Below are 16,310 nucleotides of genomic sequence, written 5' to 3' on the forward strand. Positions count from 1 at the left end.
GGAAAAGACCTGTATCAAAAGTGAATTTCTGTAGAAGCCGCTGCTCATACCAGTTAAGCAGCGGATTCACGCCGCTAAATCGTTAATGCAATTCAGGGAGTGCTGTTCCATGTGCCCAACACCAACGGCGAACGCGCACCTTCCTGGCGGGTTGATTCTGGTGGTTGAGGATGACCCGTTGATTCTGGAGTTTCTTTGCGAAATTCTTCAGGAGGAAGGTTTCAAGGTCGAACCGCAAACCAGTGCCGATGCGGCGTCGCTTTACCTGGAAAAGCACGCGCAGCAAGTGGCGCTGTTGCTGACCGACATCACCATGCCCGGCACCCTCAACGGTGCTGATCTGGCCAACCTCGTCGGCGACCGCTGGCCGGAGAAGCCGGTGATGGTCATGTCCGGTTATGAAACCCCGGAAACCTCGGGGGTCAAGCATCCGGTCGCGTTCATCAAAAAGCCGTGGGCCATCGGCCAGTTGCTCGATTGCGTGGACAGCGCATTCAAGTCCAAGGCTCCGCGCCTGCACTGACAAGTGCTACATTGCCGGGCCTATTGTGCCCGGCACCTTGCCAGAGGAAGCGACCCTTGCCTGTTCACGACGCTGTATTCAATCGCGCATTCGGCGCCTTTCTGTTCGACATGGACGGCACCGTCCTCAACTCCATCGCCGCCGCCGAACGCATTTGGTCCGCCTGGGCGGTGCGCCACGGCGTCGATGTCGAGGCGTTTTTGCCGACCATTCATGGCGTGCGGGCCATCGACACGATCAATCGCCTGAACCTGCCCGGGGTGGACGCTGAAGCACAAGCGGCGTTTATCACCGAAGCGGAAATCGAAGACGTCGAAGGCATTGTCGAGATTCCCGGTGCGGCGGCATTTCTCAACGGTCTGCCCGGGGATCGCTGGGCCATGGTGACCTCGGCGCCGCGGGATCTGGCATTGCGGCGGATGGCGGCGGCGGGGATACCCGAACCGGCGGTGATGATCACCGCAGAAGATGTGCAGGCCGGCAAACCTGATCCGGCCGGCTACCTGCTGGCGGCCCGACGCCTGGGCCTCGAGCCGCGTGATTGCCTGATCTTCGAGGACGCCGCCGTCGGTATCCAGGCCGCTGAAGCGGCTGGCGCGGCGCTGGTGATCATCACCACCACGCATCAGCATCCGCTGCACACAGCTCATGCAACGCTGGCCGGTTATGACGCGGTCCAGGTCAACGTCGACAGTGCTGGCAAGCTGCGCCTGCTAGCCGACTGATTCAACTCAATCCCTGGGGGAGCGTGTTGTCAGTAAACCCCCGGCAGCAAGCGCCAGCTGCGCGCGCAATAAGCGTCGTACTCGGCGCCAAACTGCCCGCGCAGCAGCGCCTCTTCGGAATGAATGCGGGCGATCAACGGGATCAGGGTCAGTGCGGCGAGCAGCAGCCCGACCAGCGAACGAAACGCCAGCGCCCAGCCTACAGCGTTGATCACCAGCCCCAGATAACTGGGATTGCGCAACCGTTGGTAGATGCCATCGGTGACCAGCCGATGCCCCGGCTGGATCGCCACCAGTCCGCTGAAGCGCCGCCCGAGCACAAACACCGGCCACAAGCGCAGCGCGCCGCCGATGATAAACAGCAGCGCGCCGAACCAGCGGATGCCTTCGCCACCCAGCGTGAGGATATTCAGGCGGTCGCAGTAGGCCGGCAGAAAACCGCTGATCAAACCAATCACGCCGAATGCGGGAATCACCCAGCGATTGGCCCGGTCCTCGCGTTCGCCCGAACTCAGGTTCACTTCGGTGAACAGCGAGGCGATCACCATCGCCAACGTCGCCAGGGCCACGATCACCAGCGAGCCATGGGAAAAGAACACCGCCACACCACCAATGCCCCACATCGCCAGCGCCAGGTAAGCGAGCGTGGCGAGTATCGCGACGACGGTCATTTGCGCAGACATTTTCATGGCGGCCTCACGGCAAAAGGCTGATCCGTTCAGTGTAGATCGCCAGTGTTTTTCTGGAGGAGTGAGCCTGCTCGCGATGGCGATGCTTCATTCAACGGCTGCTCGGGCAAGGCCGGCAGCATCGGATCGTCGAGCACCTGAACACCCGGCAGGTCGGAGTCGTCATCGGTCGGCGGCTTACTCACCAACGCGATATCGAGGCTACGCTGACGCAGGCCTTCGAGTTGCTCGGCGGCGCTCAAGTTGTACCGCGCCACATGCGCTTGCCGAGGATGTCGCGGCGTCGGCGGCGGTGATACCGGCCGGGTTCTGGCAGGTGTTGCGTGAGGCAAAACTGGTTTCTGAACGGGCGCCGTTGCCGGATCAACAGATCGCAGCCTGCGGCAGCTCCTACCTGGGAGGTGTGTGATGAAAATTGATTTGAGCGGTAAGTTGGCCATTGTCAGTGGCAGCACGGCGGGTATTGGCCTGGGCATCAGCCAGTCGCTGGCCGAAGCCGGCGCCACGGTCGTGGTGATCGGTCGCGACACGGCCAAGGTTGACGCGGCGCTGGCGAGCATTCGGCAGAAGGTGCCGGGCGCGCAATTACGCGGTCTGACGGCTGATCTGGGCAGCGCCGAAGGCGCCGAAAAACTGTTCGCTGCACAAACGCGGGCGGACATCCTGGTGAACAACCTCGGCATCTTCGACGCGGTGGATTTCTTCGACACCCCGGACAGCGAGTGGACACGGTTCTACGAGGTCAACGTGATTTCCGGCGTGCGCCTGTCGCGGCACTACGTGCCGGCGATGGTCGAGCAGGGCTGGGGTCGGGTGATTTTCCTGTCTTCTGAATCCGGTGTGGCGACGCCGGCCGACATGCTCAACTATGGCGTGACCAAAAGCGCTAACCTCGCGGTGTCGCATGGCCTGGCCAAGCGCCTGGCTGGCACTGGCGTCACGGTCAATGCGATCCTGCCGGGCCCGACGTTCACCGACGGTCTGGAGCAGATGCTCAAGGACGCCGCTGCCGAGTCCGGTCGCAGCCTGCGCGATGAGGCCGACGCCTTTGTGCAAAAGGCTCGACCCACCTCGATCATCCAGCGCGTGGCCGATGTCGAAGAAGTCGCGCATCTGGTCACCTACATCGCTTCGCCGCTGTCCTCGGCCACGACCGGCGCGGCCCTGCGGGTTGATGGCGGTGTCGTCGACAGCATGGCGATCTGAAACCGAAGTCTTCTGGAGAAACCTTTATTTATGGCAACTGCATCAGCAACGATCGACATCCCGGCCCCGGCCGATCAGGTCTGGCAATTGATCGGCGGCTTCAACACGCTGCCGGACTGGCTGCCGTTCATTCCCAAGAGTGAGCTGAGCGCGGGCGGGCGCGTGCGCACCCTGCAAACCGCTGACGGCGCAGTGGTGATCGAACGCCTGCAAACGTTCGATAACGCAGCGAAGACTTACAGCTATTCAATCGAACAGGCGCCGTTCCCGGCCACGGATTATCTGGCGACGATCAAGGTCGAGGCGCACGGGCAGGGCGCGCGGGTGACGTGGTCGGGACGCTTCACGGCCAACGGCGTAAGTGAGGAGGAGGTGGTGGCGTTGTTCAGCGGCATCTACCAGGGCGGCCTCGAAGCCCTGCGGGCCAATTACCCTGCCTGATTGAACACCACAAAAACCCTTGCAGGCGTGAGCCTGCTCGCGATAGCGGTCGATCATTCAACAAACATGTTGGCTGACCCACCGACATCGCGAGCAGGCTCACGCCTACATTGCATCGCGGTGATTTTCAGGATTGTGAAATCAGACTCTGCCGACAATCAAGCATCAGTTTCGCCCCGCCAAGATCGCTCTGGCCCACTTCAAGACTGAAGCCATGCAGGCTGACAATCGCCGCCACAATCGACAGGCCGAGGCCAAAGCCACTTTGCGGTTGCCCACCCTCGGCCCGGTAGAATCGCTGAAACACCGCCTCACGCTCGGCCTCGGGAATCCCCGGCCCGGAATCGTGGACTTCGATCCGCGTATGCCCGCCGTCATTCACGCCGCGCAGGATCACCGTGCCGCCAGCCGGGGTGAACTTGATCGAGTTGCTCAACAGATTCGCCAGCGCCTCGAATAACAGTGCCCGATCACCGTTCAGGCGTGGCAGGGTTTCCGGCATGTTCAGTACAAACAGCAGTTCGCCTTCCTCGGCCAGCGGCAGGTAAAACTCGTGCAGTTCTTGCAGCAATTGCACCGGATCGAGCTCGACAAAACCCGAGCGGCGCTGCCGGTCTTCCAGTTCGGAAATCCGCAACAACCCGCGAAACCGCGCCATCAGCGTATCCGCTTCCGCCAGCACCAGATCCAGTTGCGCCGCTTCCTGCGAGCCTTCACCGGCCTGTTGTTGCATGCGGTACAACTGCGCGCGCAGGCGGGTCAGCGGGGTGCGCAGATCGTGAGCGATGTTGTCGCACACGCCTTTGACCTCATGCATCAACCGTTCGATGCGCTCAAGCATGGCGTTGACGATGGCGGCGAGCATGTCCAGTTCATCGCGGCGATTGGACAGCGGCAGGCGGTGGGTCAAATCGCCCGCGACGATGGCCTGGGCACTGGCCTGAATCGCTCGAATCCGCCGCAAGGGCCGACGGCGTAACAAATGCCAGCCGGCAATCCCCGGCAAAATCGTCAGCGACACGCCCCAGAACAACGCGTGCAGGATGATCCGCGTCACCGCGAACAGCGAGCCGTTGTCGCGCAACAACACCAGCCAGCGTCCGTCACGCGTTTGCGTGGCAACGGCGTCGCAACTGTCGGCGGGCAGGGTCGGATCGTCGGAGTCGGCGCAGTCGACGAGCGTGTGGATCTTGCCGTCCAGCGGCAGGCCTTCGGGGATCCGTTGCAGCGCGCCACCGAGGTAGGTGCCTTCGGCATCGAACAGGCCATAGGCGTCGATGCCGCGGATGTCGAAGGTCATGCTCGCGGCGAGGGCTTCTTCCAGTTGCTCGCCACGAAAGTGCGAAAACAGGTGCTGACGCTGCATCAGCGAATGTTTGGCAAGGTTGTCGAGGTAGCCGGACACCTCGAAATACATGACCCCCATGAGGATCGCGCTCCATGCCACGAACAGCGAACTGTACAGCGCAAGCAAACGGCTGCTGGAGGAGCGCCAGCCGTCAGACGGGTTCGGCAATGACATAACCCGAGCCCCGTACCGTGCGGATCAGCGGAACGTTGCCGGCAGCGTCGATTTTCTTGCGCAGGCGGCCGATGTGTACGTCGATCAGGTTGGTGCCCGGGTCGAAGTGATAACCCCAGACCTCTTCGAAAATCATCATGCGCGAGAGGATCTGGCCGCTGTTGCGCATCAGGAATTCCAGCAGTTTGTATTCGGTCGGCAACAGCGTCAGGACTTGTTCGGCGCGACGCGCTTCGTGGCTGATCAAGTCCAGCTGCAGATCCGCGACCTGCAAGGTCGTCGCCTGGGTGGCGCCGCTGTTCTGCCGGCGCAACAACACTTCGACCCGCGCCGCCATCTCGTCGGTGGCGAACGGTTTGGTCAGGTAGTCATCGCCACCGGCCCGCAGGCCGCGTACGCGCTCGTCGACATCGGACAGGGCGCTGATCATCAGGATCGGCGTGGCCACGCCCATGGTACGCAGGGTGGTGACGATGGCCAAGCCATCCAGTTCGGGCAACATGCGGTCGAGGGTGATCAGGTCGTAATTGCCGCTCACCGCCCGGTCGAGGCCTTCGCGGCCATTGTCGACCCAGTCGACGTCGAGGCCGTGGCTGCTCAATTCGGCGACGATTTCCCGGGCGGTCACGGCGTCGTCTTCGATGGTCAAAATACGCGTCATAGGGCTGGCCTTGATCGATTCAACGGAATGGCTGCATTTTGCCAAGAAATTTCCGTGACGCTTTAAATTAACTTTCATGTTGTAGCTGCCATTGAGCGGGCTTGGGGAAATATTTTCCTGAACGTTGATATCATCTGGCCACAATCTCAATAAGGAGTGGTTTCGGTGCGTACGTTGATTCGCCGTGGCTGGATGCCAATAACCGGGTTGGTGCTGACGCTGTTGAGTGCTTCGGCGATCGCCGCCAATACCCCTTGTTCCGGGAAGAAGGGCGGAATTGATCGTTGCGACGGCGACCTGTTCCTGTGCAATGACGGCTCTATCAGCGGCTCGAAGAAAAGCTGTGCCGCCCTGTTCGGCGAACGCCAGCAGGCGCGCCCGCAAAACTTTCTGCAGAGCGATGATGGCTGTGCTTGCGGCACAGGCTCGTTTTGCACGGGGCCGCGCGGAGGCGTGTATTGCCTGACGCCTAGTGGTAACAAAAGCTACAAGCGCAAATAACGTGCCTCGCCGCCAATGCATAAAACCCGCTGTTGTCGGGCATTTGTTGCAAGTTGCATGGTCCGGGGAAGTTCATTTTTTATAACTGATTGAAACCAAAGGATTTATTTAATTTCTGCGACTGGCACGGTCACTGCAATTCGTCTGATGACGAGTTGTAACACTATTTTTCATGCCTGGAGCGGTACAACAATGAATAGATCCTCAGATGGGTTTTATCCTGCTTACGAAGACTCGAGCAGCGTGTCAGGCGTTTCCTGGGGCGCGATTTTCGCCGGTGCGGCGGCTGCCGCTGCATTGTCGATGATTCTCGTGCTGCTCGGTTTCGGTTTGGGTTTCTCTGCCGTTTCACCGTGGGCCGGAGAGGGCATCAGCGCCAAGGGCCTGGGCATTTCCACGATTGTCTGGCTGGCGGCGACGCAAATCATCGCTTCGGGCATGGGGGGTTACATCGCCGGTCGTCTCCGGGTGAAGTGGGCGAACATGCACGGTGACGAAGTGTATTTCCGCGACACCGCCCACGGCTTCCTCGCCTGGTGTGTGGCCACGCTCGTTACCGCAGTGCTGGTGGTGGGCTCGGTCAGCAGCGTGATCAGTGGTGGCGTGCAGGCGGGTGCCAGTGTCGCCGGCGGTGCCGCCAGCGCCATTACCCAGGCAGCCGGTACGGCTGCGGCAAACACCGACAGCAATCAGTACGGTTACTTCGTCGACAGCCTGTTCCGTGATGACCGTCCTGCAGCCGTCAGCGATGACGCCGCCCGTGGCACCGTGACTCGTATCTTTGCGCAAAGCCTGGCCAATGGTCAGCTCAGCGCCGAAGACCGTACTTACCTTGCGCAACTCGTCGCTCAACGGACCAACCTGACCCAGGCCGATGCCGAACGTCGCGTCGATGAAATCTACGCACGTACCCAGAAAGCCATCGCCGACGCCAAAGTCAAAGCTCAAGAAGCCGCCGACACCGCTGCCAAAGTCGCTGCCTGGACGTCGCTGTGGATGTTCATCTCGCTGCTGGCCGGTGCGTTCTTCGCCAGCTTCGCCGCCACCTTCGGCGGTCGTCGTCGCGATGCGGTCGAGTACGTTGAAGTCGACACTTACACCACGACCACCCCGGTCCGTTAATCAAGGAGAACCACCATGCGCTCACTACTGCTGTTTTTCCTCGGCGTACCGATCCCGATCATCATTCTGATCGCCCTGTTCGTGCACTGATTGCTCTATAGGGGGTCATTGCCTCGGCCGCTTCCACTTCACGGTGAAAGCGGCTTTTTCATTGTTGCCGCTGACCTGCGCAGGGGCTGTCGAAGGCTGTGATCCTTTGACCTTGATTTTTTAAAACAGGATCAAGAGATCGCAACCCGCAGCAGCGCCTGCAGGGAGAGATGTTTTAACGATCTGGATCAATATTCCCTTGGGCGAGATCACCTAACTTAAAAGATCCAGGCCCTTGTCGCGGTATCGACTACAGTGCTCCGGTGCGCAATTTGCTGCGCTCATGGAGTCGCCCGGCAGATCCCACCAAAAACCACAACGGGTCGCCAGGCAGAGTGCAGCAAGGAGCTGACGTAGAACTCCCCTGAACCTTTTCACGGATGAACATTGCAATGCACTGCCTAGAACGAACCTTCGATATTCAGCCTTTGACCCAGGCGGATATGACCGTCCACATCAACGGCCAACCGGTGACCGCCGCCATCGGCGAAACCGTGCTCAGCGTCATTCAATCCCTTGGCGTTCGCCAGATTGCCCGCAACGATCATGACCAGATCAGCGGCGCCTACTGCGGCATGGGCGTGTGCCAGTGTTGCCTGGTCAAAATCAACGGCCGGCACAAGCGCCGCGCCTGCCAGACCGTGGTGCGCGACGGCATGCGCATCGAGACCCAGGTCAACCGCGTCGCCGCGCAGGAGGTCGTATGAGTCAGCAACCGTTGATCGTCGGCGGCGGCCCGGCGGGCATGGCAGCGGCCATCGAACTGGCCCGGCACGGCGTGCGTTGTACCCTGCTCGAAGAAGCGTCGCGCCTTGGCGGGGTGGTCTATCGCGGGCCGCTGCGCGATGGCGTGCAACTGGATTATCTGGGGCCGCGTTACGCTGAAGTGCTGGGCAAACTGCACGGTGATTTTCAGGCGCAGGCCGGGTTGATCGACGTGCGTCTGAACCATCGCGTGATCGGCGCCGAGGGCTCGCGGGCACTGGTGGTGCTGGACGGCGACGAGCAACTGCACTCGATCGAGTACCCGCAAGTGCTGCTGGCTGCCGGTTGCCACGAACGCAGTGTGCCGTTTCCCGGCTGGACGCTGCCGGGGGTCATCATGCTGGGCGGTCTGCAACTGCAAATCAAAAGCGGCGTGGTCAAGCCGCAAGGGCCAGTGATCATTGCCGGCACCGGGCCGTTGTTGCCGCTGGTAGCGACCCAGCTGCACGCCTCGGGCGTGCGTGTGGCGGGGGTGTATGAGGCCTGCGTGTTCAGCAAGATCGCCCGCGAGAGTCTGGCGCTGTTGAACAAGCCGCAGTTGTTCCTCGATGGCCTGAGCATGCTCGCGTACCTGAAACTGCACGGCATCCCGATGAATTACGGCTGGGGCGTGGTCGAAGCCCACGGCGAAGGCGAACTGAAAAGTGTCAGCGTCGCGCCCTATTCGGCGACGTGGGAACCGGACCTGTCCCGTGTCGAACGCTTCGAAGCGCAGACGCTGGCGGTCGGTTATGGCTTCATCCCGCGCACCCAACTCAGCCAGCAGATGGGCCTCGATCACGGCTTCAGCGACGACGGCTATCTGCGCGCCAACGCCAATATCTGGCAGCAAAGCAGCGAACCCCATGTGCACCTGGCCGGCGACATGGGCGGGATTCGCGGCGGGGAAGCGGCGATGCTCGCCGGCAAGATCGCTGCGACGTCGATCCTGTTGCAACGCGGCGTGCTCGAAGAGGAGCTGGCGCGAGTCCGCCGTGACCGCTACCTGAGCAAACTCAAAGCCATCGTGCGCTTTCGCGCTGCCGTGGATCGCTACACCGAGCGCGGCGTCGGCCAGACCGCGTTGCCGGCCGCCGACACGGTGATCTGCCGCTGCGAACACACGACCCGCGCCGATATCGACCGCGCGCTGGAGCAGGGCGTGCAAGACATCGCCAGCCTGAAAATGCGCACCCGGGTGAGCATGGGCGACTGTCAGGGGCGGATGTGCGTCGGCTATTGCAGCGACCGTCTGCGCCAGGCCACCGGACGCAAGGACGTCGGCTGGCTGCGTCCGCGTTTCCCGATTGATCCGATTCCATTTTCCGCGTTCCAGTCCGTCGGCACGGAGGCCGCTGCCCATGAGTAAGTTCTATGACGTGATCATTGCCGGTGGCGGCGTGATCGGGGCGTCCTGCGCCTATCAATTGTCCAAGCGCCAGGGCCTCAAGGTCGCGCTGATTGATGCCAAGCGGCCGGGCAACGCGACCCGTGCTTCGGCCGGTGGTTTGTGGGCGATCGGTGAATCGGTCGGCCTCGGCTGCGGGGTGATTTTCTTCCGCATGATGTCGGCCAATCGCAAGCGCGAAACCCAGGGCGCGGCAGTGGCGGTAGACGCCAGCACACCGCATATCCTGCCGGCGTCGTTCTTCGATTTCGCCCTGCAGTCCAACGCGCTTTACCCGGCGTTGCACCGGGAGCTGAAAGACCACCACGGGATGGATTTCAAGTTCGAAAAGACCGGGCTGAAATTCGTCATTTATGACGACGAAGACCGGCTCTACGCCGAACACATCGTCGGCTGCATTCCGCACCTCGCCGATCAGGTGCGCTGGCTCGATCAGGCGGCGCTGCGTGCAGCCGAGCCGAGCGTCAGTCACGAGGCCCGTGGCGCACTGGAGTTTCTTTGCGATCACCAGGTCAGCCCGTTTCGCCTCGCCGATGCCTATCTGGAGGGTGCGCGGCAGAACGGTGTCGATATCTTCGTCAACACCAACGTGACCGGTGTGCTGCACCACGGCACCCGCGTGACCGGGGTGCAGACGGCGGAGGCGGGGGTGTTTCACTGCAAGACGCTGATCAACGCGGGCGGCGCCTGGGCGGCGGATTTGAGCGAGTGGGCGACGGGCATCCGCATTCCGGTGAAACCGGTGAAGGGCCAGATTCTGCTGACCGAACGCCTGCCTAAAATCCTCAACGGCTGCCTGACCACCAGCGATTGCTACGTGGCGCAAAAGGACAACGGCGAGATCCTGATCGGCAGCACCACCGAAGACAAGGGTTTCGACGTGACCACCACTTACCCGGAAATCGCCGGGCTGGTGCAGGGGGCGGTGCGCTGCCTGCCGGAACTCAAGGACGTCAACCTCAAGCGCACCTGGGCCGGACTGCGTCCGGGCTCGCCGGACGAGTTGCCGATTCTCGGGCCGATGCGGGGGGTGGAGGGCTATATGAATGCCTGCGGACACTTCCGCACCGGCATTCTGACGTCGGCGATTACCGGTGTGCTGCTGGACAAACTGATCAACGACGAGCCGTTGCCGCTGGATATCACGCCGTTCCTGGCCGACCGGTTTGAGGTCGCGCCGGTCAAGCACGAGCATGAATTAGAGCTGGCCTGATTCAAGTCACATTGATGCGGAATGTGCTGGCCTCTTCGCTGGCAAGCCAGCTCCCCCAGGGTTTTCAGTCGTTCATAAAACCTGGGGAAGTGGGCTTGCCCGCGAAGGCGTCGGCCCTGGTGGTCTGACATTTGGATCTGGGCAAGGACGTCAGTCCTGGCGCGATTCCTCTTCCAGCTGATCCGACTCGAACAGCCGCGCCAGTTCCGCCCGGGCTTCCTGAGCGGTCTGCAGGACTTTGGCGGCGTCGTCGTAAACCGCGTGCTGGGCTTCCAGCACCTGTTCGTCGTGGTGCTTGAAGCGCTTGATCCGCGCATCGGCCTGGGCCTGGGTCAGACCGAGGCCGACCAGGGTGCGGCGGCTCATTTCCAGACTCGAATAGTAGGTTTCCCGAATCGCCTCGGCGCCGACATCGACCAAGCGGTGCACGTGCTGACGGTTACGTGCCCGGGCGATGATTTTCATGTGCGGATACAGCTTGCGCACGATTTCGGCCGTCTTGATGTTGGTCTCCGGGTCATCCGTGGCAATCACGAAATACTCCGCCTCGCCAACCTTGGCCGCATTGAGGATTTCCGGGCGCATCGGGTCACCATAGAACACCGGCACACCGCCGAAACTGCGCGACAGCTCGATGGTTTCCACCGAGGTGTCCAGCGCCACGAACCGGATGTTCTGCGCCCGCAGAATCCGCGCCACGATCTGCCCCATCCGGCCCATGCCGGCAATCACCACCCGTGGCGTTTCGGTGTCGATCTGGCGGAACTGCTCCGGCACTTCCACCGGTTGCACTTTCGGGCTGACCAGACGCGCACAGAGCAACAGCAACAATGGCGTCACCGCCATCGACAGGGTGATGGTCAGCACCAGCAAGTCGTACAGGCGCGGTTCGAACAGACCCTGATCGCGACCGATCTTGAACACCACGAAGGCGAATTCACCGCCGGCCGCCAGGACGATACCGAGGCGAATGGCGCTGATCTTGTTGAGACCACCGGCCAAACGCCCGACAACGAACAGCAACGGCAGCTTCAGACCGATCAGCAACAGCGTCAGCCCCAGCACGGTGACGGGGGCGCTGAGCAACAGGCTGAGATTTGCGCCCATGCCGACGCTGATGAAAAACAACCCCAGCAGCAGCCCTTTGAACGGTTCGATCTGTGCTTCCAGTTCATGGCGATACTCCGAATCCGCCAGCAGCAGCCCGGCGAGAAACGCCCCCAGCGCCATCGACACACCGACCAGGTCCATCAGCCACGCCGTACCGATCACCACCAGCAGCGCGGTGGCGGTGGACACTTCCGGCAAGCCGGTTTTCGCCACCACGCGGAACACCGGACGCAACAGATAACGCCCGCCGACCACCACCACGGCGATGCCGCCGAGCACTTGCAAGGCGTGATTGAAGCTGTCGGCGTTGCTGGTGTCCTGACCGCTGCCGGCGAGCATCGGCACCAGGGCGATCAACGGGATGGCGGCGATGTCCTGAAACAGCAGAATCGCAAACGCCAGCCGCCCGTGGGGGCTGGTCAGTTCCTTGCGCTCGGCCAGGCTTTGCAGGCCGAACGCGGTGGACGACAGCGCCAGGCCGAGGCCGAGCACAATCGCGCTGTTAAGAGGCTGGCCAAACAGCGCCAGCGCCAGCACGCCAATCACCGAGGCGGTCAGCAACACCTGCGCCAGGCCGACGCCGAACACCGATTTGCGCATTACCCACAAGCGTCGCGGCGACAGTTCGAGGCCAATGATGAACAGCAGCAGGACCACACCCAGTTCGGAGATGTGCGCCACGCTCTGCGGATTGCTGATCAGGCCCAGCACGGAAGGACCGATGATCACCCCGGCAAACAGATAACCGAGCACAGCGCCCAGTTGCAGGCGTTTGGCCAGAGGCACGGTGAGCACCGCCGCGAACAGAAACACGACAGCGGCTTGCAACAGATTGCCTTCATGGGGCATGGGGTAACTCCTGACAACGGTACGGCGGGGGCGATAAGGATAAGGGCTGAAACGATTCAAGATCCACTGAAGATCCCCTGTAGCAGCCAGCCTGCTGGCGATAGCAATCTGTCAGATTCCCGGTTGTTGACTGACATTCCGCCATCGCGAGCAGGCTCATTCCTACAAGGGCCGTTCATGCGCTCTGTAATATTTTGCATCAGTTGGTTACATTGATAGCCTTTGTGAATCAATCTTTTTAGAGTTCGCCATGGCCATCAACTTCGACCTCAACGACCTGCAGGCTTTTCGCGCGGTGGTCGAGCAGGGCAGTTTTCGCAAGGCTGCCGACACCGTGCGCCTGTCACAACCGGCGCTGAGCCGGCGCATCGAAAAGCTCGAAGACGCCCTCGGTGTGAAGTTGTTCGAGCGCACCACGCGCAAGGTCAGCCTGACCCAGGCCGGGCGCGGATTCATGCCCAGCGTCGAGCGCTTGCTGGATGACCTCGACGTGGCATTGCTGGGCATCAGCGAAGTCGCTTCGACCCGAATGGGTCACGTCACCGTGGCCTGCGTGCCGTCGGCGGCGTACTACTTCATGCCGCGGGTGGTGGCGCGTTACCACCAGCAGTTTCCGCGGATCAAGGTCAAGGTCCTCGATTCCAGCGCCCACGATGTGCTCAGCGCAGTGGTGAATGGCGAGGCGGATTTCGGTTTGAGTTTCCTAGGCACTCAGGATGCCAAAGTCGATTTCGAACCGCTTGTGCAGGAGTGCTATGTCGTCGCCTGCCGGCGCGATCACCCGTTGGCCGGGCGCAGCAGCGTGACGTGGGACGAGTTCTATCAGCAGGATTACATCTCGCTCGACAAGACGTCGGGCAACCGCTTTTTGCTTGATCAGGCCTTGAGCAGCGTGGTGCCGCAGCGTCAGAGCATCTGCGAAACGCGGCATGTGACGACCATGATTGGTCTGGTGGAGGCGGGGCTGGGGGTGGCGGCCGTGCCGCTGATGGCGATGCCGGGGCCGGATCATCCGATCCTGACGCGGGTGCCGCTGACCGATCCGCAAGTGATGCGCAGCGTCGGCATCATCAAGCGCCGGGGTCGCACGTTGACCCCGGCGGCACTGGAACTGGAGCGGCTGGTGGTGGAAATGAAAGTCCAGCCGCCAACGATCAGCGCTTGACCGAATCCAGCCCGGTGGCTTGCACGTCTGCCTGGGCCGCGGGTGCGGCGAGGTAGTCGAGCAGGGCCTTGGCTTCTTTTGGATGCTGCGCACCGACCGGGATACCGGCGGCGAAGCGCGTCACCGACTGCACCGACTCCGGAATCTTGCCGACAAATGTCACGCCCGGCACCGGCAGCAATTCGCTGACCTGCTGGAAGCCCAGCTGATAGTCACCGGTGGCCACCACGGAGCCGACCGGGACTTTCGGGATCATCTTCGCTTTCGGTTTCAGTTGATCTTCGACGCCGAGTTTCTTGAACAGCTGCTGCTCGATGTACACGCCGCTGGCGCTGTCGGAGTAGGCCACCGATTGTGCGTCGAGCAGGGTTTTCTTCAGGCCTTCGACGCTGCTGATGTCCGGTTTCGGCGCGCCTTGGCGCACCACCAGGCCGATCCGCGAATCCGCCAGTTCAACCCGCGAAGCCGGGTCGACCTTGCCCTGCTTGATCAAGTCGTCGAGGGCGTAGCCGACCATGATCACCACGTCAGCGTGCTCGCCACGGGCGAGGCGATTGGGGATCGCTTCCGGCGCCTTGCCCATCGACGGGCCGAGCTGGGTGTCGAGCGTGTTGCCAGTGGCCGCGGCGAATTTCGGCCCGAGGATTTTGTAGGCGGCAGTGAAGCCGCCCGACGTCATCACGTTCAGTTGTTCAGCGTGTGCCAGAGCGCTGAACGCGAAGAGGGCGACGGCGCTGAGGTTAATGAGTTTTTTCAAGGTGATTGCTCCTTATGCGGCAACCGGTTGCAGACGGCCGCCTGCGCGGCGATAGAGATACAAGGTGGCGCACAAGGCACACAGCGCGCCGATGCTCATCCAGTAACCCGGCGCAGCCTTGTCGCCGGTGTACTGGATCAGAAAGGTCGACATCGCCGGGGTGAAACCGCCGAAAACCGCAGTGGCCAGGCTATAGGCCAGCGAGAACCCGGCAACGCGCACTTCCACCGGCATGATCTCGGTGAGCGCCGGGATCATCGCGCCGTTGTACATCCCGTAGATAAACGACAGCCACAGCAGCGACAGCAACATGTGGCTGAAGCTCGGCGCCTGCACCAGGTACGACAGCGCCGGGTAGGTGGTGGCCAAGGCCAGCAGCGACATTGCGATCAGCACCGGGCGACGACCGATACGGTCGGACAACATGCCGCCAATCGGCAGCCAGCAGAAGTTCGACACACCCACCAGCAAGGTCACCAGCAGCGCGTCGGAGGTGCTCAGGTGCAGCACGGTTTTGCCGAAGGTCGGCGCGTACACGGTAATCAGGTAGAACGCCGTAGTGGTCAACGCCACCATCAACATGCCGCCCAACACCACGCCCCAGTTCTGGCCGAGGGTGTGGAACACTTCGCGCATGCTCGGACGGTGTTTGCGTGCGGCGAACTCTTCGGTTTCCGCCAGGTTACGGCGCAGCAGAAAGATGAACGGCACGATCAGGCAACCGACGAAAAACGGAATGCGCCAGCCCCAATCGGCCACCACGCTCGGCGCCATCCACGCATTCAGTGCGTAGCCCAACGCAGCAGCGACGATGATCGCCACTTGCTGGCTGGCCGACTGCCAGGCCGTGAAGAAACCCTTGCGACCCGGGGTGGCGATCTCCGCGAGATACACCGAAACCCCGCCCAGCTCCGCACCGGCGGAGAAGCCTTGCAGCAGCCGCCCGATCAACACCAGTGCGGGCGCGAACAAGCCGATGCTTTCGTATCCGGGCACCAGCACAATCAGGATCGTACCGCTGGCCATGATCGACAGGGTGACGATCAAGCCCTTACGGCGGCCCACGTCGTCGATGTACGCACCCAGCACAATGGCGCCCAGCGGTCGCATCAAAAAGCCGGCGCCGAACACGGCGAACGTCATCATCAGAGACGCGAACTCACTGCTCGCCGGAAAGAACACCGCCGCGATCTGTGTGGCATAGAAACCGAACAGAAAGAAGTCGAACTGTTCGAGGAAGTTGCCCGAGGTGACTCGGAAAATGGCACCGGCCCGCGAGCCGCCGTGTGGGATTGAGGCTGTCATAGCAAAGGACTCCACCGCTTTTATGACGTGCGCGACGTGGAAGCGGCGCACGGTTGTTATTGCGGTGGATGGTGGCGCAGGTGTAACTGGATGTTAATTGCATTATTGGCATGCATTGATGCGCAAAGCGGATCAATCTCTTAAATAACCTCTAACCCTGTGGGAGCTGGCTTGCCAGCGATGGCGGTGTGTCAGTCAATGAAAATGCTGAAAGGCCTGTCCCCATCGCTGGCAAGCCAGGCTCCCACAGGGTTTGGTGGTGTTCAAAAAAGTCGAGTA

At 61.8% G+C, this 16,310-nt stretch carries 16 protein-coding genes and 2 pseudogenes; 11 read left to right on the forward strand and 7 right to left on the reverse strand.

Features of this window, described 5'->3' with window-relative positions:
* Positions 1-109: 109 nt before the first annotated feature.
* Together PseuLF5_RS00250 and PseuLF5_RS00255 are read left to right on the forward strand one after the other, a co-directional pair.
* Entirely contained in the window at positions 110-523 is a 414-nt protein-coding gene (locus PseuLF5_RS00250; protein WP_123462561.1) for a response regulator, read from the forward strand.
* 56 nt (positions 524-579) lie between these two features.
* Positions 580-1,248 (forward strand): HAD-IA family hydrolase, encoded by a 669-nt coding sequence (locus PseuLF5_RS00255; RefSeq protein ID WP_340132625.1) that lies wholly within the window; start codon positions 580-582, stop codon positions 1,246-1,248.
* A 29-nt stretch (positions 1,249-1,277) separates the two neighbouring features.
* Here the strand turns inward: PseuLF5_RS00255 and PseuLF5_RS00260 are convergent, their stop codons facing one another.
* Both PseuLF5_RS00260 and PseuLF5_RS00265 read right to left on the reverse strand, forming a co-directional pair.
* The gene (locus tag PseuLF5_RS00260; protein WP_340132626.1) at positions 1,278-1,937 is read right to left on the reverse strand and encodes a methyltransferase family protein; all 660 of its coding nucleotides are present in this window, start codon (positions 1,935-1,937) and stop codon (positions 1,278-1,280) included.
* A gap of 98 nt (positions 1,938-2,035) precedes the next feature.
* Positions 2,036-2,197, reverse strand: a pseudogene (locus PseuLF5_RS00265) (LysR family transcriptional regulator); the annotation flags it as partial.
* On the opposite strand from PseuLF5_RS00265, the pseudogene PseuLF5_RS00270 reads away from it, so the two are divergent.
* The 3 genes and pseudogenes from PseuLF5_RS00270 to PseuLF5_RS00280 all read left to right on the forward strand — a co-directional run.
* A pseudogene (locus PseuLF5_RS00270) lies at positions 2,191-2,346 on the forward strand (aldo/keto reductase); the annotation flags it as partial. The pseudogenes PseuLF5_RS00265 and PseuLF5_RS00270 sit on opposite strands and share 7 nt — an antisense overlap.
* Positions 2,346-3,143 (forward strand): SDR family NAD(P)-dependent oxidoreductase, encoded by a 798-nt coding sequence (locus PseuLF5_RS00275; protein WP_340132627.1) that lies wholly within the window; start codon positions 2,346-2,348, stop codon positions 3,141-3,143. The pseudogene PseuLF5_RS00270 and the gene PseuLF5_RS00275, both read left to right, overlap by 1 nt.
* A gap of 30 nt (positions 3,144-3,173) precedes the next feature.
* On the forward strand, positions 3,174-3,584 hold the full coding sequence (locus PseuLF5_RS00280; protein ID WP_340132628.1) for an SRPBCC family protein: 411 nt from the start codon (positions 3,174-3,176) through the stop codon (positions 3,582-3,584).
* Positions 3,585-3,711: 127 nt separating this feature from the next.
* On the opposite strand, the gene PseuLF5_RS00285 is transcribed toward PseuLF5_RS00280, so the two are convergent.
* Both PseuLF5_RS00285 and PseuLF5_RS00290 read right to left on the reverse strand, forming a co-directional pair.
* Positions 3,712-5,106: a sensor histidine kinase gene (locus PseuLF5_RS00285; RefSeq protein WP_340132629.1), complete on the reverse strand. Its 1,395-nt coding sequence runs from the start codon at positions 5,104-5,106 to the stop codon at positions 3,712-3,714.
* Positions 5,084-5,767 (reverse strand): response regulator transcription factor, encoded by a 684-nt coding sequence (locus PseuLF5_RS00290; protein WP_042559723.1) that lies wholly within the window; start codon positions 5,765-5,767, stop codon positions 5,084-5,086. Before PseuLF5_RS00290 ends, PseuLF5_RS00285 begins: the two co-directional genes overlap by 23 nt.
* Positions 5,768-5,932: 165 nt before the next feature.
* Here PseuLF5_RS00290 and PseuLF5_RS00295 point away from each other — a divergent pair, with 165 nt between their 5' ends.
* From PseuLF5_RS00295 to hcnC, 5 genes are all read left to right on the forward strand, one after another.
* Complete coding sequence (locus PseuLF5_RS00295) at positions 5,933-6,268, forward strand: YdcA family protein (protein WP_123462572.1); 336 nt, start codon at positions 5,933-5,935, stop codon at positions 6,266-6,268.
* A 192-nt stretch (positions 6,269-6,460) separates the two neighbouring features.
* Positions 6,461-7,390 carry a hypothetical protein gene (locus tag PseuLF5_RS00300; RefSeq protein ID WP_123462574.1) on the forward strand — a complete coding sequence of 310 codons (930 nt, stop codon included), beginning with the start codon at positions 6,461-6,463 and terminating at the stop codon, positions 7,388-7,390.
* Between the two features lie 482 nt (positions 7,391-7,872).
* Positions 7,873-8,187, forward strand: a complete 315-nt coding sequence (locus PseuLF5_RS00305) for a (2Fe-2S)-binding protein (RefSeq protein ID WP_123462962.1) — start codon at positions 7,873-7,875, stop codon at positions 8,185-8,187.
* Entirely contained in the window at positions 8,184-9,593 is a 1,410-nt protein-coding gene (hcnB, locus tag PseuLF5_RS00310; protein WP_123462576.1) for a cyanide-forming glycine dehydrogenase subunit HcnB, read from the forward strand. The genes PseuLF5_RS00305 and hcnB overlap by 4 nt, the downstream gene beginning before the upstream one ends.
* Entirely contained in the window at positions 9,586-10,845 is a 1,260-nt protein-coding gene (hcnC, locus tag PseuLF5_RS00315; RefSeq protein ID WP_128615751.1) for a cyanide-forming glycine dehydrogenase subunit HcnC, read from the forward strand. The genes hcnB and hcnC overlap by 8 nt, the downstream gene beginning before the upstream one ends.
* Positions 10,846-10,995: 150 nt before the next feature.
* On the opposite strand, the gene PseuLF5_RS00320 is transcribed toward hcnC, so the two are convergent.
* Positions 10,996-12,804, reverse strand: a complete 1,809-nt coding sequence (locus tag PseuLF5_RS00320) for a monovalent cation:proton antiporter-2 (CPA2) family protein (protein WP_340132633.1) — start codon at positions 12,802-12,804, stop codon at positions 10,996-10,998.
* Positions 12,805-13,054: 250 nt separating this feature from the next.
* Here PseuLF5_RS00320 and PseuLF5_RS00325 point away from each other — a divergent pair, with 250 nt between their 5' ends.
* Entirely contained in the window at positions 13,055-13,969 is a 915-nt protein-coding gene (locus PseuLF5_RS00325) for a LysR family transcriptional regulator (RefSeq protein ID WP_186744298.1), read from the forward strand.
* Here the strand turns inward: PseuLF5_RS00325 and PseuLF5_RS00330 are convergent.
* Both PseuLF5_RS00330 and PseuLF5_RS00335 read right to left on the reverse strand, forming a co-directional pair.
* Positions 13,959-14,726: a substrate-binding domain-containing protein gene (locus PseuLF5_RS00330; RefSeq protein ID WP_123462584.1), complete on the reverse strand. Its 768-nt coding sequence runs from the start codon at positions 14,724-14,726 to the stop codon at positions 13,959-13,961. The genes PseuLF5_RS00325 and PseuLF5_RS00330 overlap by 11 nt on opposite strands.
* Before the next feature lie 12 nt (positions 14,727-14,738).
* A complete protein-coding gene (locus tag PseuLF5_RS00335) occupies positions 14,739-16,031 on the reverse strand; it encodes an MFS transporter (protein WP_123462586.1) in 1,293 nt (430 codons plus the stop codon).
* Positions 16,032-16,310 lie beyond the last annotated feature (279 nt).

The organism is Pseudomonas sp. LF-5, assembly GCF_037626295.1.
GTDB classification, from domain to species: domain Bacteria; phylum Pseudomonadota; class Gammaproteobacteria; order Pseudomonadales; family Pseudomonadaceae; genus Aquipseudomonas; species Aquipseudomonas monsensis.